Source organism: Pseudoalteromonas sp. T1lg21, assembly GCF_002964625.1.
Taxonomy (GTDB): domain Bacteria; phylum Pseudomonadota; class Gammaproteobacteria; order Enterobacterales; family Alteromonadaceae; genus Pseudoalteromonas; species Pseudoalteromonas gelatinilytica.
On the sequence record NZ_PQBX01000041.1, the window covers coordinates 58,555 to 70,059 of the forward strand.

An 11,505-nucleotide genomic window follows, 5' to 3' on the forward strand; every position below is an offset into this window, starting at 1 on the left:
ACTGGGATTCATTTTTTTATTCGATTGTTGTCAATAAAATTGCCGCGTGCCTATATCAAACTAATAAGAACGTAGTATTGTAATTTTATAGTACGATTTAAAATGTGCAAATACTTTTGCAAAGGTAATTGATATGTAAACATGAAGTATCAGTGTTTACAATATGTACAGCGTGATTTTAATTTTTTCAAGTTGCCATTTTTGGCGCTTTTTTCGCTGTTTTTGCGCTATTAGGGAAGTTTTTTGCTTATCGGAAAGTGAGGATTTTCCGTTAAATTTGTTTATTTGTATTACATTTGAGCATTAAAAAGGGCTCTTAAAGAGCCCTTTTTGATATTACTTGTCTTGTTTACTTAGACCTTCAGTGGTCATGATAATACGTTTAAGTGTGCCATCTTCGTTGTAGTAAAGTGGCTCAATCGCCACTGAACGACGAAAGCGCCCGCCACTTGGTTTGCCATCAATCGGTGGTACAGCACCAGTATGGTAAATAAAGTAGTCTTTACCTTTGTATTCGATGATTGATTGGTGGTTGGTTTCGCTGTTACCTGCGATCTCATTCAAGATACCTTTATATTCCCACGGTCCGTGAATACTTTTACTCATGGCATAACAGATCTTCTCAGGGAACTCACATGCGTACGAAACATAGTAGTTGTCGTTTTTCTTATGAACCCATAACGCTTCGGTAAAGTTAGGCAAGTCTAGCGTTTTAATTTCACCATCAAGAGACAGTAAGTCGTCGCTTAGCTTTACGTATTTTGGCATTAAGTTACCAAAGAACATGTAAGTATCGCCGTTTTCTTCAGTAAAAATTGCAGGGTCGATGTCGTCCCAATCATTTGGCGTGTGCTTGGTCATATCATCGGTAACCAATGCATGGCCAATCGCGTCTTTAAATGGACCTGTTGGTGATTTAGACGTCGCAACACCAATTGCAAAACCTGGTTTAGTGTCGTTGTGACGAACGGTTGTAAAGAAATAGAAAGTGCCATCACGCTCAATCATGTGTGAAGCCCATGCTTCGCCTTTAGCCCATTTAAAGTCGGTTGCTTTCATGATTGGGCCGTGTTTTTTCCAGTTCACCATGTCTGTTGATGAAAAGACTAACCAGTCGTGCATTTCAAAAAACACATCATTATTAGGTGCTTCATCATGACCTGTATAAAGGTATACGGTGTCATTGTGAACAAGTGCTGCTGGGTCTGCAGTAAATACATCGGTGAATAATGGGTTTTGTGCAACGGCTAAGCTGCTCGAAAAAAGCAATGGCAGCGCTAACGCTTTTAATTTCTTCATGAGTGTCCTCTGTGACTAATAATTGTTGTTCGAACTGCAGCTTTTGTATTTAGAGCTCGCTCTAAATGACCAGATAATACACAGTGTATGCCTGATTATACTGAGTAACTGATTGTTTACATCGAAACAAACCAGTAAAAGTGCAGCAAAAAATAACTCTATATTGTATTATTGTATTTTTATCATAGTAGCATCAAAATACGCCGGGTAAATAACTTGTTAGCCCTTTTTTGTCGCTCTGGATGAACTAAAGACAAATTAAACAAGCAAACAAACAAACGCTAAGTGACTGATAATAATGGGGATACATAAATTCCCAAAATAAAAACGCAGCCCTTTTTGAGTTTGTAACGTGTTATAATTACAACGTTTTTTGTAAACATAATGGCACTAATTTTAATTTGGCTTTTTGAGTTGACTGTTAAATAATCATACAATATGATTAAAGTTCAGGCAGCAATGTATTAACATAATAAAATGTAGATTCACTCGCGCACCGTTTTGACAACACACGATGCACAATGCAGTGGTCACTCTTCGGTAACTGAATGGGGAAAGTTCAGCGGACCGATAAAACTATAATTTGGAGAACACCGCTTATGTTTAAAAGAACACACATAGCCAGTGCTGTAGTTATGGCATTTACCTGTCAATTTGCTTTTGCACAGGAGGAAGCACCAAAAACTCCTGAGAATAACGTCGATGAGATGGAGGTTATTCAAGTATCAGGTATTCGCGGCAGTTTAAACAAAGCGCTAGATGAAAAACGTGCAAGCGTTCAAATCGTGGATGCAATTGTTGCTGAAGATATTGGTAAATTCCCTGATAACAACGTAGTTGAAGCACTACAACGTGTGACAGGTGTACAAACAACAGGCCGTGGTGCTGGTGAAGTAAGTGCGGTTTCAATCCGTGGTCTTACTGATGTTAATACCACAGTTAATGGCCGCGCTATCTTTACAGGTGCGGGTCGTGATGTGGCGCTGCAAGACATTCCTGCAAGTTTACTTTCAGGCGTAACAGTTTATAAAACCCGTTCGGCGGATCAAATTGAACGTGGTATCGCAGGTGCGATTGATATTAAAACCCACCGTCCTTTCAACTTCGAAGGTGAAAAAGTTGTTTTAGCAGCACGTGCGATTTACTCAGATCAACCAGATGAAGTTGATCCAAATATCAGTGCGTTACTTTCTAACCGTTGGGAAATCGACGGTGCTGGTGAGTTTGGTGCACTTTTCAATATTTCTTATGCTGAAACACATTACCGCGATGACACCATTACAGCGGGTGCAGCGTTCCCATTCTTTACTGATAAACCACAAGCACTTTACTCTCCATACTCACGAGTTCCTAATTATGATTCACAAGGTAATTTAGTATGGCAAGCTGGTCTTGAAGGGGGACTACCTACTACTGCTGGTTCAACATTAGATGTTGAAGGGGAAGCTACAGAGTACTTGTTGGCTCGAGATGCTATTTTCGGTACTTCATATACTGGTTTACGTAAGCGTCCAGCAGCATCTATATCTTTACAGTGGGCACCAGATGAAACTCTAGAAATCACAGCTGAAGGTTTCTACACAGGTTATCGAAATGAATCGCAAAACGCGATGTGGTTCTCAAATACATTTGAAAACGGTAACGGTTTCATTGAAACACCAACGGTGTTTGATGGCACTAACGTTATTAAAGAAAAGCAAGCGATTGGCGCTGGCGGCTTCCAAAGTGGTGATTTCGAAAGTAGTAGAACTGATAGCTACTTATATGCGCTAGGTGCCGAGTGGCAAGCAAGCGATTACCTTACTATTAATGCAGAAGTAGTTTACCAAGAAAGTGAGTTTAAATCAGACTTCTTCGCTATGCGTTTTGACCGCACAGCATATGGTTTAGATGTAGATTTTAACGATAAAGACGGTGTGCCAGGTATTGCATTTTGGGATGACCCAAATACAGCGGTAAACGAAGCTGATATGGCCGCTGTTGCAAATTGGAATGCTGGTACTGTTTATGACAATGGTGGAAGCAACAGTGGTGATTCTCTTACATTTAACTTCGATGCAGAATACTTAGTAGGTGGCGCGTATATAGATAAGATTAAGTTTGGTGGCCGCTATGAGGAAAGAACTGCTGAGGAGTTTAATCGTCTAAATAATGAGGGCTTGGGTAATACTTCCGTTTCTAGTCTTATGGAGCAACTTGTGGCAGCAGGTGCTGCAGGAGATGGTTCTGGCCTTATATATCAAGTTGAAGACTATTTTGATGGCAGAGCAGATGTATTTGACAGCTTTATAACCGCAAATGGCAGTTATATGCTTAATAATGCTGATGCCGTTCGAAGTGTTTATGGCTTAGAAGAGTTGCAATTAGGCCGAATTTTCCGAATTGATGAAACATCATACGCTTTATATGCGACATCTAACTTCTTCTTAACGGAAGATCTCAGCGGTGAGCTTGGTGTTCGTTATGTTTCATATGAACAAGATATGGACTTCGGAGAAAATGCGAAAGCGAATGCTGATGTTAGTAAAGTGCTACCAAGCTTAGTACTTAACTGGAATATTACTGATGAGCTAGTTGGTCGTGTTGCATACACTGAAACATTACGAATGCCTAACTTTGCAGACCTTAATGCAGTTCAAATTTGGTATGACCCACTAACGGAAGGTGCTGTATATGGTACAGGAACGGGGGGTAACCCAGATCTTAAACCAACAGAGTCAAAGAACTATGACGTATCACTTGAATGGTATTTCGCAGATACAAGCTCACTTTACGCAGCTTACTTTAAGCGAGAAATTGAAGGCTTAGTTGTTCCTGGTCGTAAAACAGTTGTTCGTGAAGGTGAAGATGGTGAAACTCGTCCTTACGTTCTGAGTACGGCAGTCAATGCTGCAAACGGTGAGCTGTCTGGTTTAGAAGTTGGTTTAGTTTATTTCCCTGAAGAAATTCCTGAGTACTTGAATGGCTTAGGTGTGCAAGCAAGTTATACAGCGTTAGATTCATCGCAACAAACACCTGATTTTAATACATTAGGCGAAATAACAAACTATGTTGATTCTCGAATGTCAGGTGTTTCTGATGAATCATACAGTATCGTAGGTATCTACGAGCGTGATTCATTCGACATGCGTTTATCTTATGTATGGCGTTCTGAGTTCTACACAGGTAACGAAGCGGCAATCTTTGCTAACCCGATTCAATTCTGGAGTCGTCCTGAGCAAAGCTTAGATTTCCAATTTAGCTACAATGTGAATGATGATTTAGTGGTTACTTTTGATGCAACGAACATCCTAGATGACGTATATCAAAACTACTATGGTGAAGGTAACGACAACCTGTTTAACTTTGGTAACGGTATCTACTCACGCACATTCGCACTTGGTGCACGTTATTCTTTCTAAATTTCTTGAATAGACCCAAAAACCCCGGCTTTGCTGGGGTTTTTTATTGCTGGCGCGATACTTTGCCATCGGTCGAAAAGAGTTGCGATTTAATAAGTATGATAATACTATTAATTAGATTAGCATTAAATTTACAAAAATAACGAACGCAATGGCCAAGCTGTGTAATATCTAGGGCTGTAAATTTATTTGATACGCAGTGTTGAAGGCTTTTCGACATTGCTTGAAATAGTGAGCGGCGGCTCATTATTGACCAATTAGGGTGTTGTTGTATGGAATCTCAAAAGTTATCCGTTGTAGAAAAGGTCGGCTTTGGTGCCGGTGACATGGCAGTGAATGTCATGGTTGCAGCGTTATTCTATTTTATGTCTTTCTTTTACACCGATATCTACGGACTTGATCCGGTTGATATGGGTGTGTTGTTCTTAGTGGCGCGTTTTGTTGATGCCTTTACCGACCCTTTAATGGGGGTGATCACCGATAAAGTGAAAACCCGTTGGGGTCAGTTCCGTCACTGGTTCTTATTTTTATCTGTACCGTATGGTTTGTCGGTCGTTCTGCTCTTTACCACGCCAGATTTCGACTACAACATGAAGTTAGCTTGGGCTTATGCGACTTACCTATTCGCGACCTTGATGTTTACTGGTGTTGCTATTCCTTATATTTCTTATATCGGCGTATTAACTGCCGATCCTAAAGAGCGTTTGTCAGCTAATGGCTACCGTATGTTCTTCGCTAAAATTGCCAATGTGGTGATTGTATTCTCGGTGCCGTTATTAGCATCTTACTGGGGTGGCGATAGTTTATCTTACGGTTATAAACTGGCGATGGCGCTGGTATCAGCCTGTGCCGTTGCGTTGTTCTTATTTTGCTTCTTAACGACTCGAGAGCGTATTACTCACGAGCCGCAAAAAGAAAGTGTTATTACGCAATTAAAAGTGCTTATTAAAAACGACCAATGGTTACTACTTTGTGCAGCATGTGTACTTGGTACGCTTGGCTATGCGATTCGTGGCAGTGTTGCTATGTATTACGCAACCTATTATTTAGGTGTGCCAGATTTAGCGGGGGCCTTTACCAGTGCGGGTATTGCAGCATCTATTGTCTCTATGGTGGCAAGTACGTGGATCACCCAGCGTTACTGTAAAATGAAGCTATTCCGTCAATCACAAATCGCCGTGCTATTCATCTCATTGCTAATGTACTTTGTGGTGCAACCGGGTGATGTAATGATGGCGTTTGTGCTTTATATCATCTTGTCATTTGTGGTTGATTTACATGCACCAGTATTCTGGTCTGCCATTGCTGAAGCCGTAGATTACGGTGAAATTAAAGACGGCGTTCGTGCCTCGGGTCTATCGTTTGGTGGTATTTCATTCTGCCAAAAAGCAGGGGGTGGCTTAGCTGGCTTAGCAGGTGGTTTATTACTGGCATTTTTTGAGTACAAGCCTAACGTTGAGCAAACCGAATTTACCCTAATGGGCTTAGCACTGATGCTAACTATCATTCCTGGTGTATTCCACGCCTTGCTAGGTCTGATCTTGAAAAAATACAAAATTACCGATGAATACTATACGGATATGGTTATTCATAAACGCCTACCAAAATAATCACTCTTTACGCACACACTAAACAGTGTGTGCGCTTTGCTCTTTAAAATAACAATTCGCTGGGAGACAACAGTATGAACACATTCAAAGTTAGCTATTTGGCAAGCGTTTGCGCTGCAATATTAACTGTGACCGGTTGCAGTGAGCTGCCAACAGACAGTAAACAAGCCGCTTCTGTGGAGCATGCTGAACATACCAGCGAACAACATTTATTTGCCCTCAATCAAGTAAGTTTAAGCGCCAGCCCGTTTTTACATGCACAGCAAACGAATGTGCGTTATTTATTAGCTCTTCACCCTGATCAGCTGCTTGCTCCTTACCTGCGTGAAGCTGGCCTTGAACCAAAAGCGCCTAATTATGGCAACTGGGAAAGCACAGGACTTGATGGCCATATTGGTGGTCATTATCTTTCTGCCTTGAGTCTTGCGTGGGCAGCTACGGGTGACGAAGAATTAAAGCAGCGTTTAGATTATATGCTGAGTGAGCTGGATCGCGCTCAACAAGCCACAGGTGGTTACTTAGGCGGTATCCCAAATAGCGATGAAATGTGGCAGCAGATTGAAAAGGGTGAAATCAAAGCCGATTTATTCAGCTTAAACGACCGCTGGGTGCCGCTGTATAACATAGATAAAATCTTCCATGGCTTGCGTGATGATACGACGTAGCTGGTAGTGATAAAGCCAAACAAATGCTATTTAAGCTAGGAGAATGGTTCTTAGCGACCACTGCCAAGCTAACTGATGAACAAGTTCAACAAATGCTGTATTCAGAGCATGGTGGCTTAAATGATGTGTTTGCTGACATGTACTTTATAAGTGATGATGAGCGCTACTTAAAACTAGCGCGTCAGTTTTCCCATAACATCATTATTGAACCTTTATTACACAAAGAAGATAAGTTAACTGGCCTGCATGCCAATACGCAAATTCCAAAAATTATTGGCATGTTGAAAGTTGCAAATGCCAGCGATGACAAAGCATGGCAGCAAGGTGCTGACTTTTTCTGGAAAACCGTCAGCCAAGAGCGCTCAGTATCAATTGGCGGTAACTCAGTACGTGAGCATTTTCATGATAAAAGTGACTTCACGCCTATGGTTGAAGATGTTGAAGGCCCAGAAACCTGCAACACTTACAACATGATGAAACTGAGTAAGTTATTGTTCTTAAAAACCGGTGATACGCGCTATTTAGACTATTATGAGCGCGCCACATATAACCATATTTTATCGTCACAACACCCAGAGCATGGTGGCCTTGTTTACTTTACCTCAATGCGTCCAGGTCATTACCGTATGTATTCGTCAGTGCAAGATTCAATGTGGTGTTGCGTAGGCTCAGGTATTGAAAATCACAGTAAATATGGTGAGCTGATTTATAGTAATACCGGTAAAGAGCTATGGGTAAACTTGTTTATTCCAAGCACGTTAAACTGGCAACAGCAGGGCTTACAGATCACGCAAGAAAGCCAATTCCCAGATGATAACAAGGTCTCACTGACCGTAAATCGTTTGTCTGAGGGGCAAAGTGCTGAGTCGGTAATTCATATTCGTAAACCGTCTTGGCAACAAGGTGAGCTGAGCTTTACTCTAAATGGACAAGCTGTAAACGCAACCGAAAAAGACGGTTACTACAGCATCAGCCATGCATGGCAAAGCGGAGATAAACTTGCCTTTGAGCTTAGTCCTAAGCTTTATACTGAGCAGCTACCTGATGGTCAGCATTATTACTCTGTGATGTATGGGCCTGTTGTAATGGCCACTAAAGTACAAGCATTTGCAAATGAAAAGCTTAACTTTGTTGCTGATAATAGCCGCATGGGCCACATCGCAGCAGGGCCGACTTGTCCGCCAGAAGCTCTGCCAATAATGCTGAGTGAACCAGAAAAATTTATTGCCGATCTCACTCGTAAACCGGGCCAAGAGCTCGCATTTATCGCCGATAAAAATGTGGCAATTGCCAAGCAAGGTATCGATAACACTAAGAGCACAGAGCTAATTCCGTTCTTCCGCTTACACGATAGTCGCTACCAAGTGTATTGGCCGCAGCAAAGCGAAGCCGAGTTCACGCAATTTGTTGCCGATGCAAAAGCGGCTGAGCAAGCGAAAGAGCAGCTTCGTTTATTAACCGTGGATCAAATTACGCCGGGTGAGCAACAACCAGAAGTTGAGCATGGCTTTAAAGGTGAAGGAACTCGTGCGGGTGTTAATAATGGTCATCATTGGCGCGATGCGACAGGTTGGTTTGAGTATCAGCTTAGCAACCCAGAACAAAAAGCGGTTGCTTTGCGTGTTCGCTATTTTATTGGCGATGTGAACCGTCACTTCTCAATTAATTTAAATGGTGAGCAATTAGCTGCAGTTAGTTTGCCTGTAGGCAAACCAATGGATGAGTTCTACACCATTGATTACCCATTAACAGAAGCAATGAAAAAGTCGACAACGCTGACCTTACGTTTTGCTGCCGACAAAGATTCTGTTGCCGGTGGTATCTATGGTATTCGTTTAATCAACGCACAATAAAGAGTTGGCTATGTTAAGCAACAATGTATTTGCGACGACTAAAGAGCATGTTTTACCGTCGCTTTTAGATAATAGCGCTGAGCAACACAGTTTTTACCAAACGCCGACAGGGCTTGGTTATAGAGTGATTGAGCAAGGTCAGGGGGATAAACCTAGTTGGGATGCTACAGTGACTGTACATCAACGGGTTACCCTTAAAAATGGTCGGGTGTTGTTCGACACTCGCAAGCAAGGCGCTGCTGTAGAGTACGAAATTGCAGAGGCGATAGTGGGCTTGCAAGAAGCATTGCAATTAATGAATAAAGGCAGTCGCTTTGAGGTGCTAATACCTGCGCATTTGGCACGCGATGTGTACAGCGTATTTATTGAAGAAAAGCATCAACAAGGCTGCCAAAGCCCCATGCTCGTTGATATTACCTTGGTTGATTTTCGTTAATAATACCAACTTGCTATCTCAAAATAGATCACTTAAGTAAATAAAAAACCTGCAATTTTGCAGGTTTTTTTGGTTTGGATGATTACTTCTTAAGCTTGGTTTTGAGCTTATTTAGGTCGGCGGGGTTAACAACCGGCCAATCGTTTTTCCAACTCATAGGTAAAATACGTAGCTTTTGCACGCCGTTATCGGCTGTTTCGTAGGCGTGTAATACTAAATAGTCTTTGCCATCAAAGGTGTATGCAGCATTATGGCCAAGGGCTGCCCAATCTTTGTTACCTTCAATAACTAAACTACCACCGCCATCAAGCATAGAGCGACCTTGCTGATCTGAGTATGGGCCTTCGATGTTTTTACTGCGGCCTACGCGCACGTTGTAAGTACTCTCAACGCCACGGCAGCATTTATCAAACGAAACAAACAAGTAGTAATAGCCGTTCTTTTTAAAGATATAAGGTGCTTCAATCGGGCCATGTTCCGTATTTGGACGACTCGCAATGTGATGCCATTTTTCAGGTTTTGCTAAGCGCACCATGTCATCATCAAGTTGTACTAGTTTAAGACCACCCCAGAACGAACCAAAGCTCATCCACGGTGTACCATTGTCATCTTCGATAATGGCTGGGTCGATAGCGTTCCAATCGTCACGCTCAGGCACAGATTCAACCACAATGCCGTAATCAATCCACTTGTAATCAGGTGATGATGGGTCAAGGGTTTCGTTAACCGTTACACCAATTGCTGAGGTGTTTTTGCCAAATGCAGAGACTGAGTAATAAAGGTAAAACTTACCATTTTTCTCGTACACATCGGGTGCCCATAAGTGGCCATCAAAACTTGGTGAAATACGCTTTGCCCAACTTGGCTCATCTTTAAAAACGCGCCCGGTAAGTTTCCAGTTGGTTAAATCTTTCGATTCATAATAGGTAATGCCCGGGCCTGTGCTAAAGACATAGTACGTGTCGCCTTCTTTGGTCATTACCGGATCGTGTACTTCAACTTGTTTTGCAGATACGGCTGCGGCAGAAAAAAGTAGCCCTGTTGAAAGCCACTTCATTGCGTGTGTCACGTTACTTACGGGTCTCATGCTTGAATACCTTTTGTTGTTTTAACTCTTGTGTTCATTCAGCTACTATATAATATGTAATACAATATTAACAATAAAATCGAGACGAATTACAGGACACATTATGCTCAAAAAATTATCTCGGCTAACGCTTCTTAGTGCGTTAAGCGCCTCGTCATTGTCAGCCCTTGCTGATGCTAATAGTAGCAAGACTCTTGCACCTATTGATAATCCGATCGTACTTAAACGTGCCGATCCTTGGTTAGTTCGTGATGAAAAAAGTGGCTGTTACACGTTCATTGGTAGTTCGCCGAAATTTGATGAAATTGAGCTGCGCCAAGCTTGTCGCTTAAACGATTTAAAATTAGCTGAGCCAAAGGTTATTTGGCAAAAGCGAGATAAAGGCCCAATGAGTGTCAATATTTGGGCTCCAGAGCTGCATCAGATTGATGGCAGTTGGTATATCTACTTTGCCGCAGGTGATATCGAAAAACCGTTCAGTATTCGTATGTATGCGCTTAAAAACGACAGTGCTGATCCGATGCAAGGTGAGTGGCAAGAAATGGGTCAAGTAACTAGCCACCTTGATAGTTTTTCGCTTGATGCCACAAGTTTTACGCATAAGGGTAAGCGTTACATGATTTGGGCGCAGCAGAACCAGCCTGCAACTTATAACTCAGCTTTATGGTTAGCTGAAATGGACTCACCAACATCAATTAAAGAACCCATTATCGCGATTACTGAGCCAACTCTTGATTGGGAAGTGCAAGGTTACAAGGTAAACGAAGGTGCTGCTGTTATCACTCATGGCGATAAAATATTTGTCACCTATTCAGCCAGTGCCACCGATCATCGATATGCAATGGGCTTGCTATGGGCAGATGTGAATGCTGATTTACTTAATCCTGCTAGCTGGCATAAAAAGGCAGAGCCGGTGTTTACTACCAATGCTGAGTTGGGTCGTTTTGGACCTGGACACAACAGTTTTGTGAAAGCTGAAGATGGGGTAACCGATTTAATGATTTATCACAGCCGTGATTATAAAGAGCTGAAAGGAACACCACTGACAGATCCAAATCGCCATGCGCGAGCACGCATTATTACGTGGGATAAAAACGGCTTTCCAGTGTTCTCACCTGAACGAGCAGACTAAAAAAGGGCGCCAATTGGCGCCC

Annotated in this window: 8 protein-coding genes; 6 read left to right on the plus strand and 2 right to left on the minus strand. The window is 42.1% G+C overall.

Features of this window, described 5'->3' with window-relative positions; all coding sequences use genetic code 11:
- Positions 1–336: 336 nt before the first annotated feature.
- Complete coding sequence (locus C2M25_RS09495; protein WP_054552276.1) at positions 337–1,299, minus strand: glycoside hydrolase family 43 protein; 963 nt, start codon at positions 1,297–1,299, stop codon at positions 337–339.
- A 599-nt stretch (positions 1,300–1,898) separates the two neighbouring features.
- On the opposite strand from C2M25_RS09495, the gene C2M25_RS09500 reads away from it, so the two are divergent.
- The 5 genes from C2M25_RS09500 (at position 1,899) to C2M25_RS09520 (ending at position 9,264) form a co-directional block, all read left to right on the plus strand.
- Positions 1,899–4,700 carry a TonB-dependent receptor gene (locus C2M25_RS09500; protein ID WP_105180991.1) on the plus strand — a complete coding sequence of 934 codons (2,802 nt, stop codon included), beginning with the start codon at positions 1,899–1,901 and terminating at the stop codon, positions 4,698–4,700.
- A 272-nt stretch (positions 4,701–4,972) separates the two neighbouring features.
- Entirely contained in the window at positions 4,973–6,310 is a 1,338-nt protein-coding gene (locus tag C2M25_RS09510) for an MFS transporter (protein WP_063700855.1), read from the plus strand.
- Positions 6,311–6,384: 74 nt separating this feature from the next.
- Positions 6,385–6,975, plus strand: coding sequence for a beta-L-arabinofuranosidase domain-containing protein (locus tag C2M25_RS22185; protein WP_267894688.1), 591 nt, complete (start codon positions 6,385–6,387; stop codon positions 6,973–6,975).
- A 23-nt stretch (positions 6,976–6,998) separates the two neighbouring features.
- The gene (locus tag C2M25_RS22190) at positions 6,999–8,828 is read left to right on the plus strand and encodes a beta-L-arabinofuranosidase domain-containing protein (RefSeq protein ID WP_267894689.1); all 1,830 of its coding nucleotides are present in this window, start codon (positions 6,999–7,001) and stop codon (positions 8,826–8,828) included.
- Between the two features lie 10 nt (positions 8,829–8,838).
- Complete coding sequence (locus tag C2M25_RS09520) at positions 8,839–9,264, plus strand: FKBP-type peptidyl-prolyl cis-trans isomerase (protein WP_063700859.1); 426 nt, start codon at positions 8,839–8,841, stop codon at positions 9,262–9,264.
- A gap of 82 nt (positions 9,265–9,346) precedes the next feature.
- Here C2M25_RS09520 and C2M25_RS09525 read toward each other — a convergent pair whose 3' ends face one another.
- Entirely contained in the window at positions 9,347–10,321 is a 975-nt protein-coding gene (locus C2M25_RS09525; RefSeq protein ID WP_442792974.1) for an arabinan endo-1,5-alpha-L-arabinosidase, read from the minus strand.
- Positions 10,322–10,454: 133 nt separating this feature from the next.
- Between C2M25_RS09525 and C2M25_RS09530 the strand changes: the two genes are divergently transcribed.
- Entirely contained in the window at positions 10,455–11,483 is a 1,029-nt protein-coding gene (locus C2M25_RS09530; RefSeq protein ID WP_063700862.1) for a glycoside hydrolase family 43 protein, read from the plus strand.
- Positions 11,484–11,505: the final 22 nt, after the last annotated feature.

Bases quoted from the DNA above. Each gene is read 5' to 3' on its own strand.
- C2M25_RS09495 (WP_054552276.1), bottom strand. From the start codon at position 1,299: ATGAAGAAATTAAAAGCGTTAGCGCTGCCATTGCTTTTTTCGAGCAGC.
- C2M25_RS09500 (WP_105180991.1), top strand. From the start codon at position 1,899: ATGTTTAAAAGAACACACATAGCCAGTGCTGTAGTTATGGCATTTACC.
- C2M25_RS09510 (WP_063700855.1), top strand. From the start codon at position 4,973: ATGGAATCTCAAAAGTTATCCGTTGTAGAAAAGGTCGGCTTTGGTGCC.
- C2M25_RS22185 (WP_267894688.1), top strand. From the start codon at position 6,385: ATGAACACATTCAAAGTTAGCTATTTGGCAAGCGTTTGCGCTGCAATA.
- C2M25_RS22190 (WP_267894689.1), top strand. From the start codon at position 6,999: ATGCTATTTAAGCTAGGAGAATGGTTCTTAGCGACCACTGCCAAGCTA.
- C2M25_RS09520 (WP_063700859.1), top strand. From the start codon at position 8,839: ATGTTAAGCAACAATGTATTTGCGACGACTAAAGAGCATGTTTTACCG.
- C2M25_RS09525 (WP_442792974.1), bottom strand. From the start codon at position 10,321: ATGAAGTGGCTTTCAACAGGGCTACTTTTTTCTGCCGCAGCCGTATCT.
- C2M25_RS09530 (WP_063700862.1), top strand. From the start codon at position 10,455: ATGCTCAAAAAATTATCTCGGCTAACGCTTCTTAGTGCGTTAAGCGCC.